This is a genomic window from Pseudomonas sp. HY7a-MNA-CIBAN-0227 (assembly GCF_040310325.1).
In the GTDB taxonomy this organism is placed as follows: Bacteria; Pseudomonadota; Gammaproteobacteria; order Pseudomonadales; family Pseudomonadaceae; genus Aquipseudomonas.
The window spans coordinates 33,046-52,610 of sequence record NZ_JBEOPT010000001.1 but is presented as its reverse complement, the minus strand read 5'-3'; the positions used below and the strand labels follow the sequence as shown (position 1 = coordinate 52,610).

At 57.5% G+C, this 19,565-nt stretch carries 19 protein-coding genes; 7 read left to right on the top strand and 12 right to left on the bottom strand.

What is annotated here, in order from left to right; all coding sequences use genetic code 11:
* Window positions 1-97: 97 nt before the first annotated feature.
* From glpD to AAEZ06_RS00245, 4 genes are all read right to left on the bottom strand, one after another.
* Complete coding sequence (glpD, locus tag AAEZ06_RS00260; RefSeq protein WP_149411046.1) at window positions 98-1,636, bottom strand: glycerol-3-phosphate dehydrogenase; 1,539 nt, start codon at window positions 1,634-1,636, stop codon at window positions 98-100.
* A 220-nt stretch (window positions 1,637-1,856) separates the two neighbouring features.
* Window positions 1,857-2,612: a DeoR/GlpR family transcriptional regulator gene (locus tag AAEZ06_RS00255; protein WP_133099701.1), complete on the bottom strand. Its 756-nt coding sequence runs from the start codon at window positions 2,610-2,612 to the stop codon at window positions 1,857-1,859.
* 95 nt (window positions 2,613-2,707) lie between these two features.
* Window positions 2,708-4,213: a glycerol kinase GlpK gene (glpK, locus tag AAEZ06_RS00250; protein WP_149411047.1), complete on the bottom strand. Its 1,506-nt coding sequence runs from the start codon at window positions 4,211-4,213 to the stop codon at window positions 2,708-2,710.
* Between the two features lie 78 nt (window positions 4,214-4,291).
* Window positions 4,292-5,149, bottom strand: coding sequence for an MIP/aquaporin family protein (locus AAEZ06_RS00245; protein ID WP_149411048.1), 858 nt, complete (start codon window positions 5,147-5,149; stop codon window positions 4,292-4,294).
* A 383-nt stretch (window positions 5,150-5,532) separates the two neighbouring features.
* On the opposite strand from AAEZ06_RS00245, the gene ybaK reads away from it, so the two are divergent.
* A complete protein-coding gene (gene ybaK / locus AAEZ06_RS00240; protein ID WP_133099698.1) occupies window positions 5,533-6,003 on the top strand; it encodes a Cys-tRNA(Pro) deacylase in 471 nt (156 codons plus the stop codon).
* 22 nt (window positions 6,004-6,025) lie between these two features.
* On the opposite strand, the gene AAEZ06_RS00235 is transcribed toward ybaK, so the two are convergent.
* Window positions 6,026-7,132: an ABC transporter ATP-binding protein gene (locus tag AAEZ06_RS00235; RefSeq protein ID WP_149411049.1), complete on the bottom strand. Its 1,107-nt coding sequence runs from the start codon at window positions 7,130-7,132 to the stop codon at window positions 6,026-6,028.
* Entirely contained in the window at window positions 7,129-8,049 is a 921-nt protein-coding gene (gene argF, locus AAEZ06_RS00230; RefSeq protein WP_350612382.1) for an ornithine carbamoyltransferase, read from the bottom strand. The genes AAEZ06_RS00235 and argF overlap by 4 nt, the downstream gene beginning before the upstream one ends.
* Window positions 8,050-8,516: 467 nt before the next feature.
* Here argF and AAEZ06_RS00225 point away from each other — a divergent pair, with 467 nt between their 5' ends.
* Entirely contained in the window at window positions 8,517-10,625 is a 2,109-nt protein-coding gene (locus AAEZ06_RS00225) for a molybdopterin oxidoreductase family protein (protein WP_350612380.1), read from the top strand.
* 117 nt (window positions 10,626-10,742) lie between these two features.
* Entirely contained in the window at window positions 10,743-11,084 is a 342-nt protein-coding gene (gene grxD / locus AAEZ06_RS00220; RefSeq protein WP_133099694.1) for a Grx4 family monothiol glutaredoxin, read from the top strand.
* A gap of 172 nt (window positions 11,085-11,256) precedes the next feature.
* Here grxD and bfr read toward each other — a convergent pair whose 3' ends face one another.
* Entirely contained in the window at window positions 11,257-11,727 is a 471-nt protein-coding gene (gene bfr / locus AAEZ06_RS00215; RefSeq protein WP_149411052.1) for a bacterioferritin, read from the bottom strand.
* Between the two features lie 199 nt (window positions 11,728-11,926).
* Entirely contained in the window at window positions 11,927-12,145 is a 219-nt protein-coding gene (locus tag AAEZ06_RS00210) for a bacterioferritin-associated ferredoxin (RefSeq protein ID WP_133099692.1), read from the bottom strand.
* 324 nt (window positions 12,146-12,469) lie between these two features.
* Between AAEZ06_RS00210 and AAEZ06_RS00205 the strand changes: the two genes are divergently transcribed.
* Window positions 12,470-13,072: a peroxiredoxin gene (locus AAEZ06_RS00205; protein WP_350612377.1), complete on the top strand. Its 603-nt coding sequence runs from the start codon at window positions 12,470-12,472 to the stop codon at window positions 13,070-13,072.
* Window positions 13,073-13,138: 66 nt separating this feature from the next.
* Here the strand turns inward: AAEZ06_RS00205 and rnt are convergent, their stop codons facing one another.
* A complete protein-coding gene (gene rnt, locus AAEZ06_RS00200; RefSeq protein ID WP_149411053.1) occupies window positions 13,139-13,810 on the bottom strand; it encodes a ribonuclease T in 672 nt (223 codons plus the stop codon).
* Window positions 13,807-14,853: a dihydroorotase gene (gene pyrC / locus AAEZ06_RS00195; protein ID WP_149411054.1), complete on the bottom strand. Its 1,047-nt coding sequence runs from the start codon at window positions 14,851-14,853 to the stop codon at window positions 13,807-13,809. Before pyrC ends, rnt begins: the two co-directional genes overlap by 4 nt.
* 156 nt (window positions 14,854-15,009) lie before the next feature.
* On the opposite strand from pyrC, the gene AAEZ06_RS00190 reads away from it, so the two are divergent.
* The 3 genes from AAEZ06_RS00190 to AAEZ06_RS00180 all read left to right on the top strand — a co-directional run bounded on the left by AAEZ06_RS00190 (window position 15,010) and on the right by AAEZ06_RS00180 (window position 18,542).
* Window positions 15,010-15,918, top strand: coding sequence for a flagellar protein MotY (locus AAEZ06_RS00190; RefSeq protein WP_350612375.1), 909 nt, complete (start codon window positions 15,010-15,012; stop codon window positions 15,916-15,918).
* Window positions 15,919-16,046: 128 nt separating this feature from the next.
* The gene (locus AAEZ06_RS00185; RefSeq protein ID WP_133099687.1) at window positions 16,047-17,264 is read left to right on the top strand and encodes an argininosuccinate synthase; all 1,218 of its coding nucleotides are present in this window, start codon (window positions 16,047-16,049) and stop codon (window positions 17,262-17,264) included.
* Between the two features lie 645 nt (window positions 17,265-17,909).
* The gene (locus tag AAEZ06_RS00180; RefSeq protein ID WP_149411805.1) at window positions 17,910-18,542 is read left to right on the top strand and encodes a response regulator transcription factor; all 633 of its coding nucleotides are present in this window, start codon (window positions 17,910-17,912) and stop codon (window positions 18,540-18,542) included.
* A gap of 77 nt (window positions 18,543-18,619) precedes the next feature.
* On the opposite strand, the gene AAEZ06_RS00175 is transcribed toward AAEZ06_RS00180, so the two are convergent.
* A complete protein-coding gene (locus AAEZ06_RS00175; protein ID WP_149411806.1) occupies window positions 18,620-18,802 on the bottom strand; it encodes a PA3496 family putative envelope integrity protein in 183 nt (60 codons plus the stop codon).
* A 107-nt stretch (window positions 18,803-18,909) separates the two neighbouring features.
* Window positions 18,910-19,548, bottom strand: coding sequence for an endonuclease III (nth, locus tag AAEZ06_RS00170; protein ID WP_149411807.1), 639 nt, complete (start codon window positions 19,546-19,548; stop codon window positions 18,910-18,912).
* Between the last annotated feature and the right edge of the window lie 17 nt (window positions 19,549-19,565).

Here is a 19,565-nt window from a genome sequence, read left to right as displayed (position 1 = left end):
ATGGTTCGGCTTATGGTGTTCGGAAAACCGAATCCCTGGAAAGGTATGAAAAAGCCCCTGAACCTTTCGGTGCAGGGGCTTGGTGACGGTCGATCAATCAGGCCGCTTCAATCTTGCTGCGGTTCTGCTCCACCTTGGTCAGGTAGCGCTGCACGCTTTCCTGTTCTTGCGCGGTGGTGAACAGGCCCAGCTTGCTGCGGCGCCAGAGGATGTCCTGCGGGTGCAGGGCCCATTCTTCGGCACACAGGTAGTCGACTTCCCGGGTGTACAGGCCGCCACCGAGGTGGTCGCCCAGGTCGGCCAGCGATTGCACGCCTTCCAGCAGGCGCCAGGTACGGCTGCCATAGGTGGTGGACCAGCGTCGGGCGATCTCGCTGGGAATCCAGTCGAACTTGCTGCCGATAGCCTCGGCCAAGGCTTCTGGCGTAGTCATGTCTTCGCCGCCGGGCAGGGTCGCCTTGGCGGTCCAGCTTGGTTTGATATTCTTGAAGTACGGGGCCAGCTGCGCCAGCGCCGACTCTGCCAGTTTGCGGTAGGTGGTCAGCTTGCCGCCGAACACCGACAGCAGTGGCGCCTCATCGGTACCGCCGGACAGAGCCAAGGTGTAGTCGCGGGTCACGGCCGACGGGTTGTCGGATTCGTCGTTGCACAGCGGACGCACGCCGGAATAGGTGTGGACGATGTCGTCGCGGCTCAGTTGTTTCTTGAAGTGGGCGTTGACCACTTTGAGCATGTAGTCGGTTTCACCCTCGGTAATCGCCACTTTCGCGGGATCGCCGGTGTACTCGCGGTCGGTAGTACCGATGATGGTGAAGTGGCTCAGGTACGGAATGGTGAAGACGATGCGCTGGTCTTCGTTCTGCAGGATGTGCGCATGGGCGCCTTCATACAGCTTCGGCACGATCAGGTGGCTGCCCTGGATCAGGCGGATACCGTAGGGCGAATCGAGCTTCAGGTCATCCTTGATGAACTTGGCGACCCATGGGCCGGCAGCGTTCACCAGCGCCTTGGCGCGGATCGAAAACAGGCTGCCATCGGCGCGTTCCAGGTGCAGGTGCCACAGGCCCTTGCAGCGACGGGCGCTGACACAACGGGTTTGGGTGTGGACGTGGGCACCTTTTTCCCGCGCGGCCATGGCGTTGAGCACCACGAGGCGTGCGTCGTCGACCCAGCAGTCGGAGTATTCGAAGCCTTTGGTGATTTCGCTTTTCAGCGGGCTGTCCGGGCCGAACTTGAGGCTTTTGGAACCTTCGAGTTTTTCCCGTTTGCCGAGGTGGTCATAGAGGAACAGACCGGCTCGAATCATCCAAGCCGGACGCAGGTGCGGGCGGTGCGGCAAGACAAAGCGCATTTGCTTGACGATGTGCGGGGCCTTGGCCAGCAGCACTTCCCGTTCAGCCAGGGCTTCACGCACCAGACGGAACTCGTAATGTTCAAGGTAGCGCAGGCCACCGTGGATCAGCTTGCTGCTGGCGGAGGAGGTGTGGCTGGCCAGGTCGTCCTTTTCGCAAAGGAATACTGACAAACCGCGACCGGCTGCGTCTGCTGCAATGCCGACGCCATTGATCCCGCCGCCAATAACGGCAACGTCATAGACTTCGGCAAGCGGTGGAGCAGGCAAGGTAGAAGGGGTCATCGGCTGGCCTCACGATCTTTTTTTCATATTTGAATTCGAACATTAATGTTCATTTTCGAAAATGGTAGCTCATAAACGCGGGCACAGCCAGCCAACTTCGATTGAAAATACTGATCGAAGGGTGGGGAAAGGAAAATTTGTGAACACTGCGATGGGTGTGTGAGTTGCTGCGTTGGCGAGCGGGCAAGCCCCCTCGCCACAGAGAGGTATGGGGTGTTGCTTAAACCACTTCCAGGCGAATCTTGTTCTGATTGAGCAGTTGCAGCAACGCCGGTACCGGCTGCTGATCGGTGACCAAACAATCAATCAAACTGATCGGTCCCAGGCGAATCATGGCATTGCGCCCGAATTTGCTGGAGTCCGCCGCGAGGATTACCTTGCGTGCATTGGCGATGATCGCTTGGGAAACCCGCACTTCCTGGTAGTCGAAGTCGAGCAGGCTGCCGTCTTCATCGATGCCGCTGATGCCCACCAAGGCAAAGTCGACCTTGAACTGGTTGATGAAATCGACGCTGGCCTGGCCCACCACGCCGCCGTCACGACGCACGTTGCCGCCGGTCAGCAGCACGTCGAAGTCGTCCTTGGCGCTGAGCATCATGGCGACGTTGAGGTTATTGGTGATGATTTTCAGGTGGCTGTGATTGAGCAGCGCCTTGGCGATGGATTCGGTGGTGGTGCCGATATTGATAAACAGCGAGGCGTGATCGGGGATTTGCGCGGCAATGGCTTCGCCTATGCGCTGTTTCTCGTCGCGCATCTGATCGGCACGCATAGCGTACGCGGTGTTTTCAACGCTGGAATCATAGGCCGCGCCGCCATGGTAGCGGCGCAACAGGTTAGCTTCCGCCAGTTGATTGATATCACGGCGGATGGTTTGCGGGGTGACAACGAACAGCTGCGCCATTTCCTCGATACTCACATAGCCGCGTTCGCGGACCAGTTCGAGGATTTGCTGCTGGCGGGGAGGCAGATTCATGGGGCGTCCTTTGGGCTGCCGTACAAAAGTGGCCCATGATGACGCAGGAATCTGCTCCCTGCCAGTTACAACCCTATATGGGTCCAGCGCTTGGCTTATTCGGCGCCTTCGTGGGGTTCCCAGTCGCGGGTGCGGCTGACGGCTTTTTTCCAGCCGGCGTAGAGTTTTTCCTTCACTGCGTCTTCAAGCTGCGGCTCGAATTCGCGCTCAATTACCGCCTTGCCGCGCAACTCGTCCAGGCTGCCCCAGAAGCCACAAGCCAGGCCAGCCAGGTAGGCGGCGCCCAGTGCGGTGGTTTCGCGCATTTGCGGACGTTCCACCTGAGTGCCGAGAATATCGGCCTGGAACTGCATCAAGAAGTTGTTCGCTACCGCGCCGCCGTCCACCCGCAGGGATGTGAGGCGTTCGCCGGAATCCTGCTGCATGGCGTCGAGTACGTCGCGGGTCTGGTAGGCAATCGACTCTAGTGCTGCACGAATGATGTGATCCACTCGTACGCCACGGGTCAGGCCGAACAGCGCACCACGGGCATAGGGGTCCCAGTACGGTGCGCCCAGGCCGGTGAAGGCCGGGACCAGGTACACGCCGTTGCTGTCTTTGACTTTGCTGGCGAAGTATTCGGTGTCATGGGCGTCGTTGATGATTTTCAGCTCGTCCCGCAACCATTGCACTGTGGAACCGCCATTGAACACGGCGCCTTCCAGGGCGTAGGCCACGTCACCACGGGGGCCGCAAGCGATAGTGGTGAGCATGCCGTGCTTGGACTTGACCGCTTTGTCGCCGGTGTTCATCAGCAGGAAGCAGCCGGTGCCGTAGGTGTTTTTCGCCTGGCCTGGTTCTACGCACATCTGGCCGAACAGTGCTGCTTGCTGGTCGCCGGCGATACCGCCGATAGCGATGCCGCTTTTGGTGTGACCATAAATCTCTGAAGAGGATTTCACTTCAGGCAGCATTTCGCGGGGGATATCGAGGATATCCAGCATCTTCGCATCCCACTCAAGGGTGTGGATGTTGAAGAGCATGGTGCGCGAGGCGTTGGTGTAGTCGGTGACGTGGGTCTTGCCGCCGGTAAATTTCCAGATCAGCCAGCTGTCGACGGTCCCGAACAGCAGCTCGCCGTTGCGCGCGCGTTCGCGGCTGCCTTCGACGTTGTCGAGGATCCACTTGAGTTTTGTGCCGGAGAAGTACGGGTCTGTGACCAGGCCGGTGATGTCGCTGATGTATTGCTCATGGCCGTCGCGCTTGAGCTGTTGGCAAATTTCGGTGCTGCGGCGGCACTGCCAGACAATGGCGTTGTAGATCGGGCGGCCGGTGACCTTGTCCCAGACCACGGTGGTTTCACGTTGGTTGGTGATGCCGATGGCGGCAACCTGGTCATGGTGCAGGCCGGCTTGTGCCAAGGCTTCGACCATTACCGCGCTCTGGGTGGCGAAGATTTCCATCGGGTCATGTTCGACCCAGCCAGGTTGGGGGTAATGCTGGGTGAATACACGCTGGGCAGTGCAGACCACGTTGGCGTCACGATCAAAAATGATCGCCCGGGAACTGGTCGTGCCCTGATCGAGGGCAATGATGTAGTTCTTATTCTGAATGTCGGTCATGTCGATTGCCTTGGACGGAAAAAAGAAGTGAGTAAGTAGCCTGGGATGCAAAGGGCAGTAAGACTCAGGCTAGCGTTTTCAGGACGTTCGGGTTTTACCGCTGGCGGCGGCGGTATCAGTTGCATCAGTTGTAGCAGGTGCGGCGTTGGGCAGGTGCCGGGCAATCAACCCGCGATAAGCCGCAGCGCCGAGGCAGGCACCGACAATCGGTGCAAAGATCGGAATCAGGAAATAGGGAATGTCGCGCCCGCCGGTGAAGGCCATTTCACCCCAGCCGGCGAAAAAGGTCATCAGCTTGGGGCCGAAGTCACGAGCCGGGTTCATCGCAAACCCGGTCAGCGGGCCCATGGCGCTGCCAATCACGGCGATTAGCAAACCGATCAGCAGCGGGGCCAGAGCGCCGCGCGGCAAGCCGTTGTTGTCATCAGTCAGGGCCATGATCACGCCCATCAGGATTGCGGTGATGACCATTTCAACCAGGAAGGCCTGAGCGGTAGTCAGCAGTGGATGAGCGTAAGTGGAGAACACCGACGCCAACTCCAGGCTGGCCTGGGAGCCACGGATCATATGGTGGGTTTGTTCGTAATCGAAAAATAGATTGCTGTAGAGCGTGTAAACCAACGCGGCGGAACAGAAGGCGCCAGCGACTTGGGCGATGATGTAGAACGGCAGTTTGCGCTTTTCAAAATCGGCAAAAATACACAGGGCGATGCTGACGGCTGGATTGAGGTGAGCCCCGGAAATGCCGGCGCTTAGGTAGATCGCCATGCTGACGCCGATCCCCCAGATGATGCTGATTTCCCACAAGCCAAAACTGGCACCCGCGACCTTGAGCGCGGCAACACAACCGGTACCAAAGAAGATCAGCAGCGCAGTCCCCAGGAATTCGGCCATGCATTGGCTTGAGAGTGAAGGCTGTTGAAGAGCAGTTGTCATTGAAAACCTCTGTTTTTGTTGTTGTCTGGCGCTTTGCCTCACGGAGGCTCTTTGCAAAAGAAGCGCGATTTTCACCGTGGCGAGGATCTCCATCCTGTTCGCGGCTTACTGCTTGGATACTGAGGCGCTATTCCTACAGCATTCGGAAACGAAAAAATATAGACAAGAAACACGGCTGTCAAAGGTCGAAAGTGAACTGTCAGTCATTTTCTAACTATTGGTCTCGTGAATGATCGTGGCGAATACGTGGTCAGGCTCGCCCAAAGTGCTGTCAGGATTTGCGCGGGTGAGCCGCAGAGCGCTTCGGACTAGAGCCTTTTGCGGTGGCATGGCCTAGAATTGACCATCAGTTTTTCCACGTTTGCCCCAAGCCTGGAGCTCTCATGACGCCTGCATTGGACCTGTTGAAAAAAGTTCGTGCCGAACATCGCATTCACAGTTACGAACATGACCCCAAGGCGGCCTCTTATGGCCTGGAGGCCGCAGAGAAATTGGGACTTGATCCGGCACAGGTGTTCAAGACCCTGCTTGCCAGCAGCGAAAAAGGTGAGTTGTTGGTGGCGGTGGTGCCAGTCGTCGGAAGTCTGGATTTAAAAGCGCTGGCTCAGGCTGCGGGGGTGAAAAAAGTCGAGATGGCTGATCCTGCAGCGGCGCAACGATCCACTGGTTATTTGCTGGGCGGGATCAGCCCACTGGGGCAGAAGAAGCGCTTGCGCACTTTTATCGATGTGACGGCGCAGCCGTTCGCGACGATTTTTGTCAGTGCGGGGAGGAGGGGGCTTGAGGTGGAGTTGGCAGCGGCAGCGTTGGCCGAGCATACCCAGGCCAAGTTCGCGGAAATTGGCCGGGCTTGATGCTTTCTGTAAGAGCGAGCTTCTACACGGTGCTGTAGCGCCGCACACCTGAGTCAACCTGAGGAATGTGCGCCGCCGTGCTGCCCGACGCCTGGAACAGCACCAGATGTTCAGCTGCCACGCGAATGCCAACCTCGGTACCGACTTGATGGTCAGCATGGCTGGGGAAAATCGACTCCAGCTGTGCGCCGGTTGGCAGTTGCAGGCGATACAAGGTCGACGCACCGAGGAAGGTCTTGCCGACGATTAGCGCTTTTAATGTGCTGTCTGGTGCATAGACGATGTCATCCGGGCGCAGCAGCACATCCACCGCGCCGCCAATCGGCCAGGTATAGGCGCGGTTGCCCTGCAGTTCACCCAGCTCGGTGGTCACCGATTCCGGCGTGTTCAACTGGCCACGAATGAAGTAACCCTGGCCAATGAAGCTGGCGACAAAGGGCGTCAGCGGCTCATGGTAGAGGTTGTAGGGCGTATCCCATTGTTCCAGGCGGCCTTCCTTGAACACACCGACATGGTCGCTGACCGCGAAGGCTTCTTCCTGATCATGGGTCACCAGAATCGCACTGGTGCCTCGAGCCTTGAGGATATCGCGCACTTCATGGCTGAGCTTGCGCCGCAGTTCGCCGTCGAGGTTGGAGAACGGTTCATCCAGTAACAGCAGTTGCGGTTCGGGGGCCAGTGCCCGGGCCAGAGCTACGCGCTGTTGCTGGCCGCCGGACAGCTCGTGGGGGAAGCGCTTGCCCAGGCTCTTGAGGTTGACCAGCTCCAGCAGTTCTTCAACTACTCGCGTTTTTTGCGGGTGCTTGCGAATGCCAAAGGCGATGTTGTCGGCCACGCTGAGGTGAGGAAACAATGCGTAGTCCTGGAAAACCATGCCGATGCGACGTTTCTCCGGCGCCAGGGTAAAGCCGGCGCTGGAGATGACTTCACCGGCCAGGCTGATTTCCCCTTCGTGCACCGGCTCAAAGCCGGCAATCGCCCGCAGAGTGGTGGTCTTGCCGCACCCTGAGGAGCCCAGCAGGCAACCAATGTCGCCGGCGTTGAGGTGCAGATTGAGGTTTTGCACCACCCGTTGGCCCTGATAACCGCAGGCCAGGTTGCGCAGATTAAGCAGTAATGGCTGGCTCATGCGTGGTGGTACGCAGGCGGGACCAGGAGTTCCAGCAAGGCCTTTTGGGCGTGCAGACGGTTTTCCGCCTGGTCCCAGGCCACCGAGCGTGGGTCATCCAGTAGGTCGAGGCTGATTTCTTCGCCACGGTGGGCGGGCAGGCAGTGCATGAACAACACGTCCGGCGCCGCGAGGTCGAGCAGGGCGCGGGTAACCTGGAACGGCGCGAACAAAGTCAGGCGCTTGGCGGTTTCGTCTTCCTGGCCCATGGAGGTCCAGACATCGGTGCTGACCAGGTGCGCGCCGACTACGGCGTCCTGCGGATCGCGAACGATCTGCACACGGCCGTCGGCCTTGGCGAGGAATTCGGCAGCGGGCTCAAAGCCTTCAGGGCAAGCGATGCGCAGGTGGAAGTCGAACTGGATCGCCGCTTCTATATAGCTGTTGCACATGTTGTTGCCATCGCCGATCCAGGCCACGGTCTTGCCCTGGATCGAACCGCGATGTTCGAGGAAAGTTTGCATGTCGGCCAGCAACTGGCACGGGTGCAGGTCATCGGACAGGCCGTTGATCACCGGTACCCGGGAGTTGGCAGCGAACTCGGTGAGGGTGCTATGGGCGAAGGTGCGGATCATCACTGCATCGAGCATGCGCGACATGACAATGGCGCAATCGCTGATCGGCTCGCCACGGCCCAACTGGGTGTCCCGAGGCGACAGAAAAATAGCCTGGCCGCCGAGCTGGATCATGCCGGCTTCGAAGGACAAACGGGTGCGGGTCGACGACTTCTCGAAGATCATCCCGAGTACGCGGTTTTTCAAAGGCTCGAACAGTACACCGCGATTACGCAGGTCTTTAAGCTCAATGCCTCGACGGATCACACTGACCAGCTCTTCGGGCGTGCAATCCATCAGGGAGAGAAAGTGCCTTGCGCTCATCATTAACTACCTTTTTGCAACAGACCGCAGATGCTCAAAGCCTGGTTTATTTTGAAAACGGGCGAGACCTGCGGCGAAAGCCGCACAGGGCGACGAAATAGGGGGAGGCGCGATATTGACATTAAATGTCGCGCCTTACCAATAGGCTACGGTTTTTAGGGGTGTTCAAAGGAGCGGGGATAGCGCTTTTGAAGCCTGTTTCCTGACAGCAGCGGGTCATTTGTACACTGGCGTCGCGCAACTTTGCAATGCGCGAAGGCGGGCGCGGGCCAGGCTGCGTCGGTTTAAGTGGCTGAAGAGGGATATGTCGGACGTTTTTGAAACGTTTTCTAATGCTTCGCCATGGCCTGGCCTGATGCCCTTCGATTCACGCGACGAACGTTGCTGGCGCCGTTGTCAGTGGCGGGCCATATTTTTAGCCAAAGCGCTCACCTCGACGACGCTGCCCCCAATAAAAGAGACTGGCTATGACCAAGACTCTCCATCACCGTGCCTGCCATCTGTGCGAAGCCATCTGCGGCCTGACCCTGGAAACCACTCAGGGAGAAGATGGCAGCATGACCATCACCTCAATCAAGGGCGACCCACTGGACAGTTTCAGTCGCGGTCATATCTGCCCCAAGGCTGTGGCCCTGCAAGATATCCAGAACGATCCGGACCGCTTGCATCAACCGATGCTGCGGGTCGGTAGCGAATGGCAGCCGATCCCCTGGGATGAGGCCTTCGCCCTGGTGGCCGAGCGGCTGGCGGGGATTCAGGCCCGTCACGGGCAAAATGCGGTCGCGGTGTACCAGGGTAATCCCAGCGTGCATAACTATGGCTTGATGACCCACAGCAACTATTTCCTTGGCCAGTTGAAGACACGCAACCGCTTTTCCGCCACCTCGGTGGACCAGTTGCCTCATCACCTGACCAGTCACCTGATGTACGGCCATGGTTTGTTGCTGCCGATTCCAGACATCGATCACACCGATTTCATGCTGATCCTCGGCGGTAACCCGTTGGCGTCCAACGGCAGCATCATGACCGTGCCAGATGTGGAAAAGCGCCTGAAAGCCATCCAGGCCCATGGCGGTAAAGTGGTGGTGGTCGACCCGCGCCGCAGCGAGACAGCGGCGATGGCTGACCAGCATCTGTTCGTTCGTCCCGGTGGCGATGCGGCGTTGTTGTTCGGGCTGCTCAATACGCTGTTTGCCGAGAACCTGACCCGTGACAGCCACCTGCCGATAGACGGGCTGGATGAAGTGCGTCGCGCCATTTCAGGCTTCACGGCCGAGGCGATGAGCCGCCCGTGCGCGGTGCCGGCCGAGCAGATTCGTCAGCTGGCGCGGGATTTTGCGGCAGCGGACAAGGCCGTCTGTTATGGCCGCATGGGCGTCTCGACCCAAGCGTTCGGCACGTTGTGCCATTGGCTCGTGCAGTTGATCAACCTGGTTACCGGCAATCTTGACCGCGTAGGTGGTGCGTTGTGCACCGAACCTGCGGTGGACCTGGTGGCGGCGACCTCTGGCGGGCATTTTAATCGCTGGCAGAGTCGCGTTTCCGGGCGTCCGGAGTACAGCGGCGAGTTGCCGGTGTCGGCACTGGCTGAAGAAATACTCACCGAAGGCGAAGGGCAAATCCGCGCCCTGGTAACGGTAGCGGGCAATCCGGTGTTGTCCACACCCAACGGGCGGCAACTGGAGCAGGCCTTGGATGGTCTTGAGTTCATGGTCAGCATCGACTTCTATATCAACGAAACCACGCGCTATGCCGACCTGATCCTGCCGTCCACCTCGGCCCTGGAAAACGATCATTACGACACCACTTTCAATATGTTCGCGGTGCGCAATGTCACGCGGTTCAATCGCGCGATTTTGCCCAAGCCCGAGGGCGCGCTGCATGATTGGGAAATCTTTGTTGGCTTGGCCCAGGCGTTTGCAGCGAAAACCGGCAACGTACTCAAGCCGACCATGGCGCCGTCGCAGATGATCGACTTCGGCCTGAGGGCCGGTGCCTACGGTGATACTTCCAGCCACAAGTTGTCGGTAGCGGCGTTGGCCGATCATCCCCATGGCCTTGACCTGGGGCCGCTGAAAGCCAACCTGGCTGCTCGACTGAAAACGGCCAATCTCCGGGTACAGGCGGCGCCAGCGGTGATTCTCGCGGACCTGGTGCGCTTTGCCGCGCAGCCACTGCCTGCGGTTGATGAGTTACTGCTGATTGGTCGTCGTCACGTGCGCAGTAATAATTCGTGGATGCATAACTACCATCGCTTGGTGAAGGGCAAGCCTAGGCATCAGTTGCTGATGCATCCCGATGACCTTGCCAGCCGCCAGTTGAGTGACGGTCAGCGGGTTCGCGTGAGTTCGCGCATTGGCATGATTGAAGTGGAAGTAGTGGCCAGCCTGGACATGATGGCGGGTGTGGTCAGCTTGCCTCACGGTTGGGGGCATGGTCGCCCCGGGGTACAGATGACCATCGCCAGCGGGCAGCCAGGGGCGAGCGCCAATGACCTGACGGATGAGCGGCAGTTGGATGAGCTGTCGGGCAATGCGGCGTTGAACGGCGTGCCGGTGCAGGTGGTTGCGGCGTGACAGTGGAGGTGGGGTGGTGACTTGTCCGTCGGGGAGTCCGAGCACCACGCCAGGCTTTGCGTTACAATGCGCCACCGTGCCGACCCGTGAGTCGCAAAGTTCCAGCCGAGGTGCTCCATGGATATCATCGAAACGATTAAAGAGCAGATTGCCAGCAACACGGTTCTGCTTTACATGAAAGGTTCGCCGAATGCCCCCCAGTGTGGCTTTTCCGCGAAGGCCGCCCAGTCCGTGATGGCTTGCGGTGAGAAGTTTGCTTACGTGGATATCCTGCAGAACCCGGAAATCCGCGCCAACCTGCCGAAGTACGCCAACTGGCCAACCTTCCCGCAGCTGTGGGTCGGCGGTGAGCTGGTCGGCGGTAGCGATATCATGACCGAGATGGCGGCTGACGGTTCGTTGCAGACCACTATCAAGGCGGCTGTTGAAGCGGCTGCTGCAAACAAGACCGAAGCCTGATTTGTTTTAGGCGCCGGCAATAAAAAAGCCCCGCTTCTCCATAAGAGAGCGGGGCTTTTTAGTGGCTAACTTGTGGGAGCGAGCTTGCTCGCGAAGAATTTATAGGCACCGCGAAACACCAGATGCGCTGCGTTATCGTTAACGCTCTTCGCGAGCAAGCTCGATCCTTGGGTTATTCACCCATCTGCGATTGCAGATAATTCTCGATCGTTACTTTGTCGATCAGGCCGACTTGGGTTTCCAGCCAGTCGATGTGCTCTTCCTGGTCTTCAAGGATATCTTCCAGCAACTCGCGGCTGCCGAAGTCGCCCTTGGTTTCGCAATGAGCGATGGCGGCCTTCAGGTTGGTGTGGCTCTTGCGCTCGAAGTTCAGGTCACAGGTAATCATTTCCTGGGAGTGCTCACCGATGTGCAGCTTGCCCAGGTCCTGGACGTTCGGCAGGCCTTCCAGGAACAGGATGCGCTTGATCAGTTTGTCCGCGTCCTTCATGGCTTGGATCGATTCTTTGTACTCGTGCTTGCCCAGTTTTTCCAGGCCCCAATCTTCATACATGCGCGCATGCAGGAAGTACTGATTGATCGCGACCAGTTCATTGGCAAGAATTTTGTTGAGATGCTGGATGACTGTAACGTCGCCTTTCATGATGGGGTCCTGCCCTATATTCGCTGTATATAGGCAGGAGTTTGAGCGGCGCAATGATTACTGTCAAACCTAAGTTATTGAATAATATATGAAAATTAATCGGAATAAGAATGTTTTTGTTCCGCGTCTTGACGGTAACTGATTGAATTGCGGGCATAAAAAAACCGGACACTAAGTCCGGTTCTTTAAAACACGCCAATTATGCGTGTGTAAATTCTGCAGAGTAGGGGATCGCAGCCTGGGCGCTTTGCAGCTTCGTCAGGGTTTCCCGTACCACTTGCTTGGCCAGGCAGGCACATTTGCCGCATTGGCTAGCAACGCCGGTGGTTTCACGCACTTCTTTGTAGCTGCAGCAACCTTCGTAGATTGCTTCGCGGATTTGTCCGTCGGTGACGCCAGTGCAGAGGCAGACATACATAAGGGAGAACCATCGCGGGTTTGAGGCTTAAGTGCGATAGATCTTAATGTTAACGAGAATGATTGTCAAAATAGTTTCTATCAGCTCCTGGCTAGAGCGCTCCCTTACCGATGAACGGTTTGTGCGCAGGGCGTTTTGCCATCATTCTGCCCGCGCAGGGGATTTGGAAAATCCACTAAGGACAGCTCAAAGTGGCCGTGTATGATGGTCGGTCTTCACGAAGCGTGATCGCGTCACAGTCCTGTCGTTTACCCAAGGCAGACTGGAGCGGGTCCTTTTTTACTTCAATCATGCTTTTATCAGCACTGCATCAGGAGATATCCAATGAGCGTACTCGTCGGCAAACCGGCCCCGGATTTCGATGTACCTGCCGTCCTCGGCAATGGCGAAATCGTTGACAGCTTCAAGCTGTCTGAAGCCATCAAAGGCAAATACGGCCTGGTGTTCTTCTATCCGCTGGACTTCACCTTCGTCTGCCCATCGGAGCTGATCGCTCTGGATCACCGCATGGACGATTTCAAGGCGCGTAATGTTGAAGTGGTAGCCGTTTCCATCGACTCCCATTTTACCCACAACGCCTGGCGCAACACTGCCATCAATGATGGCGGCATCGGCAAAGTCAAATACACCATGGCTGCCGACATGAAGCACGACATCGCCAAGGCCTACGACGTTGAGTCCGAAGGCGGCGTAGCGTTCCGTGGTGCGTTCCTGATAGACGACAAGGGCGTTGTCCGCTCGCAGATCATCAACGACCTGCCGCTGGGCCGTAACATGGAAGAGCTGATCCGCCTGGTTGACGCGCTGCAATTTCACGAAGAGCACGGTGAAGTCTGCCCTGCCAACTGGAAAAAAGGCGACAAGGGCATGAACGCTTCGCCAGAAGGCGTTGCTGCTTACCTGACCGAGAACGCTAACAAGCTGTAATCGCCACGTTAGCGGCAAAAAAAACCGGCCTGATAGGGCCGGTTTTTTTATGCGCGGGATTTAACCTCAGTCGTTGAAGTCTTCCCACCCACCCATCTGTTTCCAGCGGTTGACGATGCCGCAGAACAGGTCGGCGGTCTTCTCGGTGTCGTAGCGGGCCGAGTGGGCTTCACGGCCGTCGAAGTCGATACCGGCGGCCTGGCAGGCTTTTGCCAGCACGGTTTGGCCATAGGCCAGACCTGCCAACGTTGCGGTGTCGAAACTGGAGAACGGATGAAACGGGTTGCGTTTCATGTCCAGGCGCGTCACGGCGGCGTTGAGGAAGCCCAAGTCGAAGCTGCTGTTGTGGCCTACGAGGATGGCGCGTTTGCAGCCATTGGCCTTCAATGCCTTGCGTACACCGCGAAAAATATCGGTCAGCGCGGTTTCTTCGCTGACGGCCATGCGCAGCGGATGATCGAGCTTGATCCCGGTGAACTCCAGGGCGGCCGCCTCGATGTTGGCGCCTTCGAACGGTTCGACGCGAAAGAAGTGGGTGTGTTCCGGAAACACGAAACCCTGTTCATCCATGCCAATGGTGACGGCAGCAATTTCCAGCAAGGCGTCGGTGGCGCAGTTGAAACCGCCGGTTTCTACATCAATGACCACTGGCAGGTAGCCACGGAAACGCTCGGCCATCGGGTGACGGGAACCACCACCACCGTGTTCCTGGTCGTCGTCGAAATGGTCTTCACTCACGGGTGTTCCTCCAGCAGGCGCCAGCGCAGTGTTTCACCGGCGCGCAGCGGGATTACGGTCAGCTCGCCAAATGGCAGGCTGGTTGGGGCGGTCCAGTCTTCACGAACCAGGGTAATGCGGTCGGTATTCGCCGGCAGCCCGTAGAAGCGCGGGCCATTGAGGCTGGCGAAACCTTCAAGCTTGTCCAGGGCGTTGCGTTGCTCGAACGCCTCGGCGTACAGCTCGATTGCGGCATAGGCGGTGTAGCAGCCGGCACAACCACACGCCGCTTCCTTGGCGTGCTGGGCGTGGGGCGCGGAATCTGTGCCGAGGAAGAACTTCTCGCTGCCACTGGTGGCGGCATCGAGCAGTGCGACCTGATGGGTGTTTCGCTTGAGGATCGGCAGGCAGTAGAAGTGCGGCCGAATCCCGCCCACCAGCATGTGGTTGCGGTTGTACAGCAAGTGATGCGCGGTGATGGTCGCACCGACGTTGGCCGAGGCCTCGGTGACGAACTGCACGGCATCAGCGGTGGTGATGTGTTCGAACACGACTTTGAGAGTCGGGAACAGCTCGACCACGCGACGCATATGCTCGTCGATAAAGATCTTCTCGCGATCGAATACGTCGACATCACCACGGGTGACTTCGCCGTGGATCAGCAACGGCATGCCGACCTCGGCCATGGCTTCGATAGCCGGCAGGATCTTATCTATGCTGGTCACGCCAGAATCTGAGTTGGTGGTTGCGCCGGCCGGGTACAGCTTGGCGGCGTGGACAAAGCCGCAGGCCTTGGCCTCGCGAATTTCTTCGGGCTGGGTACGGTCGGTCAGGTACAGCACCATCAACGGTTCGAAGCGGCTACCGGCCGGTCGTGCAGCGAGAATGCGCTGGCGATAGGCGTCGGCTTCCGCGGCGTTACGCACCGGAGGTACCAGGTTAGGCATGATGATGGCGCGGCCAAACGTACGCGCTACATCGGCCACGGTTTGGGGCAACGCTGCACCATCGCGAAGATGAATATGCCAGTCGTCGGGACGCAGCAGGGTCAGGCGGTCGGACATTGGGGATTCCAGGCGGGTCAATCTGGTGGGAATGCTACCGGAAAAGACTCTTGCAGGCACTCGCTATCAAGTTTTGCAGGATGCGACCGATATCCCTGGGTATGCCTTAACGATGTATGACGCCTTGATGTGTTGTAGAAACCAATGGAGCCTCCCGTGCGCCAGCATTATCTAGCCCTGCTCAGTGTGTTCGCCAGCTTGCCCGCGATGGCCCTCACGTTCCAGACCCGTCTGGAGAATATTGAGTGGAAGGTAGAAGGCGACAAATTCGAGTGTCGCTTGAGCCAGCCGATCAGCGATTTTGGTTCTGGCGAGTTCGTGCGCCGTGCGGGCGAGCAGGCAACATTTCGCCTGAAAGCCTATAACGGCTCCCTGGGCGCAGGTTCCGCGACACTATTAGCGGCAGCAGCGCCGTGGCAGCCGGGGCGCGGTGATATCAATCTGGGAGCAGTGCGTGCCGGTAGCGGTGATGTGCTGTTCAACAGCTCCCAAGCCCAGGCCGGGCGTTTGTTCAATGGCTTGCTCGATGGCCGCAGCCCGACGGTACGCCACTACGGCCGCGATGGGGGTTACTCCGAAATACGTCTATTGCCGGTGAAGTTCAACAAAGCCTACAGCGACTACCAGTTGTGTACCGCGAAACTGCTGCCGATGAATTTCGAGCAGGTCAAACAGGCCGAGGTAGGTTTTCCCGGTGGTGGCATCGATCTGGACGCCGCTGCCAAGGCCAAGCTGTTGGTGATGCTGGAATTCATCAAGGCCGATCCGACCGTCAATCATATCGAGTTGGACGGCCACTCGGACAACAGCGGCAATCGCCTGACCAATCGTGACCTTTCAAGGCGTCGCGGCCTGGCGGTGATGGACTTTCTCAAGGCCAACGGTATCCCTGAATCGCAGATTGTCCTGCGTTTTCACGGTGAACGTTACCCGCTGGCACCGAACACCAATCCAGGCAACCGGGCGAAGAATCGCCGGGTCAATATTCATCTGGAGCGGGTGCCGGCTCCCGAGAAGCCGACGCCCCAGGCGAAGGCCCCGAGTAGCGCCGCCACCACCTCCTGAGGTGCGGCTATTAGTCGCTCGCCCGACAGAATCTGTCGCTTTATCTTCATTTGCTGTCGCGCCCCTGTAAATTCACGGTTTTGATCGGTAGAATCGACGCCTTTCCGTAAAACCCGTGGAGTGATGGCATGGCCGACGTAAACAAGGTCGTTCTCGCGTATTCCGGCGGCCTGGACACTTCGGTGATCCTCAAGTGGCTGCAGGATACTTATAACTGTGAAGTGGTGACCTTCACCGCTGACCTGGGTCAGGGCGAAGAGGTCGAACCTGCACGTGCCAAGGCGCAAGCCATGGGCGTGAAAGAGATCTACATTGACGACCTGCGCGAAGAGTTCGTCCGCGATTTCGTCTTCCCGATGTTTCGCGCCAACACCGTCTATGAAGGCGAGTACCTGCTGGGTACCTCCATTGCACGTCCGCTGATTGCCAAGCGCCTGATCGAAATCGCCAACGAAACCGGCGCTGACGCCATTTCCCATGGCGCCACCGGCAAGGGCAACGACCAGGTGCGTTTCGAACTGGGCGCCTATGCGTTGAAGCCTGGTGTGAAAGTGATTGCCCCTTGGCGCGAATGGGACCTGCTGTCTCGTGAAAAGCTGATGGACTACGCTGAAAAGCACAACATTCCGATCGAGCGCCACGGCAAGAAGAAGTCCCCGTACTCGATGGACGCCAACTTGCTGCACATCTCCTATGAAGGCGGCGTGCTGGAAGACACCTGGACCGAGCACGAAGAAGACATGTGGAAATGGACTGTCTCCCCGGAGAACGCGCCTGACACTGCACAGTACCTGGAGCTGACCTACCGCAACGGCGACATCGTCGCGCTGGACGGCGTCGAAATGACCCCGGCCACCGTATTGGCGACCTTGAACCGTATCGGTGGCGAACACGGTATTGGCCGTCTGGACATCGTCGAGAACCGTTACGTGGGCATGAAGTCCCGTGGCTGCTACGAAACCCCGGGCGGCACCATCATGCTGCGTGCTCACCGCGCCATCGAGTCCATCACCCTGGACCGTGAAGTCGCTCACCTCAAAGACGAGTTGATGCCCAAGTACGCCAGCCTGATCTACACCGGCTACTGGTGGAGCCCTGAGCGTCTGATGCTGCAACAGATGATCGACGCTTCCCAGGCCCACGTGAGCGGTGTTGTGCGCCTGAAACTGTACAAGGGTAACGTCATCGTCACCGGGCGCAAGTCGGACGAGTCGCTGTTCGATGCCAATATCGCCACTTTTGAAGAAGATGGCGGCGCCTACAATCAGGCAGACGCGGCCGGCTTCATCAAGCTCAATGCACTGCGCATGCGCATTGCAGCCAACAAGGGCCGTAAGTTGTTCTGAAATATTTGAGCTGTTGTGAAAAGGTCCCTTGTTTAAGGGGCCTTTTTTTTACTGAAAATTATTGGGAGTCTGAACTTTGTTTATCGTGTTTTATTGATAGAGAGGAGCCAGTGCGTCGCATCGGTTTTATTTTTAAATACTGGTTTGGCAACTCTGTCTATGTGTCGCTACGTTTAGTTCGCCTGGCTTGCTGTAGGAAATATTGAGGTATTGAAGTTTAGATGTCTTCTTCATGATGTCGGAAAAATTAATAGGTGTGTGGTATTGGCTTATACGTCAGATCTACAGGGGTATTAACGGCTAACTTCTCTTGAGAGCATTTGCAACGTTAATGCTCTGCGCGTCAGCAGCGTAAGGTTAAAGGCAAGCAAGGGGCATTGCCTGGAACTCGTGTGCGGTATGGTTACGCTGAACCCCTTTGCGTAGGAGTATTTCACTCAAAATATGTTTGCCTACGGAATGTTCTGAAAGGCCAAATAACATGCGATACACCCTTGCTGACGTTTTTTTGTAGGCTAAATCCTATCTCCTTGTGGGGTGGGTCTCTGATTGCTGTTGCTTGGGGGGGAGAGCTATGCCAAGGATGAAACGACTAGGCTATTGTGCGGGCTCTAAATAACTCGAACAGCGAAATTGGACTTGCCCATGAATAAAGTGCTGATCGTGGATGATCATCCCGTCATTCGTCTTGCTGTACGTATGCTAATGGAACGTCATGGTTATGAGGTCGTCGCCGAGACCGACAACGGTGTCGATGCTTTGCAACTTGCCCGCGAGCATATGCCTGACATCGTCATACTTGATATTGGTATTCCCAAACTTGATGGTCTGGACGTTATTTGCAGATTGTCCTCCACTAAACAGGCTCAGCCCTTCAAGGTGCTGGTGCTGACATCTCAGGCCCCAGGCCACTTCTCCATGCGTTGCATGCAGGCAGGCGCTGCGGGCTACGTGTGTAAACAGCAGGATCTGACCGAGCTCTTGAGCGCTATCAAGGCCGTGCTGTCTGGCTACAGCTATTTTCCCAACCAGGCACTCAACTCCGTGCGATCCACGTTGGGTAGCGCCAGTGAGGCGCAGATGGTCGAGCGTCTTTCCGGGCGGGAAATGATGGTGCTGCAGCAACTGGCCCGGGGCAAGACCAACAAGGAGATCGCCGATGGAGTGTTCCTGAGTAACAAAACCGTGAGTACCTACAAAACGCGCTTGTTACTGAAGCTCAATGCGCGGTCCCTGGTTGACCTGATCGAGTTGGCTCAACGCAACGGCCTGGTCTAGCAGACGCAAAGCCCCGGGCCTGCAAACGGGAGAAAAAAGCCTCCGCAAGGGAGGCTTCTGCTCATGACCTGTCGTAATTAGAGATCGAAATCGTAATCAGCCAGTTGCTTTCGCAAGCGTCGCTCTTCCAATAGGTTATCGATGGTGCGGCGTTTGCTCAGATTGGTCTTGGCCACTTCTAGCGGCGCTTCCGTTGCCTCATCAGATTCCGCGGCAACAAAGTCGTCTTCTGCATCCAGTTGTTCCTTGCCAGTGCTCATAAGGTTAACTCCAGGCTAAGACTGCCGTTGGCGCTCCTTATAACGATAAACGTCGACCGGGTAAAAAAGATTTTTTCAATCGACTGATCAATAAAGGTAATAGTTACTCAATCGTCGGAAGTCTTTTCCTTGTATTCGCACAGATCCTCGATACGGCAGCTGCCGCAGCGGGGCTTGCGGGCTTGGCAGACATAGCGCCCATGGAGAATCAACCAGTGGTGGGAATCGAGCAAGTAAGGCTTGGGTATAAACTTCATCAGCTGTTTCTCTACCTCCACCACATTCTTTCCGGGTGCCAACCCGGTGCGGTTGCTGACGCGGAAGATATGGGTGTCCACCGCCATAGTCAGTTGGCGAAACGCCGTGTTGAGCACAACGTTGGCGGTCTTGCGTCCCACTCCTGGCAGGGCTTCGAGGGCTTCGCGGGTTTGCGGCACTTCACTGGCGTGAAGCTCCACCAGCATGCGGCAGGTCTCTATGACGTTTTTCGCCTTGCTGTTGTACAGACCGATGGTCTTGATGTACTCGGACAATCCTTCAACCCCAAGGGCGTAGATGGCTGCCGGGGTGTTAGCCACTGGAAACAATTTGGCGGTGGCCTTATTGACGCCGACATCCGTTGACTGCGCCGACAAAATCACGGCAATCAGCAACTCGAACGGCGAGGAGTAGGCCAGTTCGGTTTTCGGTTCTGGATTGTCTTCGTGAAATCGACGAAAAATTTCCAGGCGTTTTGCAGCATTCATGGGGCGAGCGGTTCCTT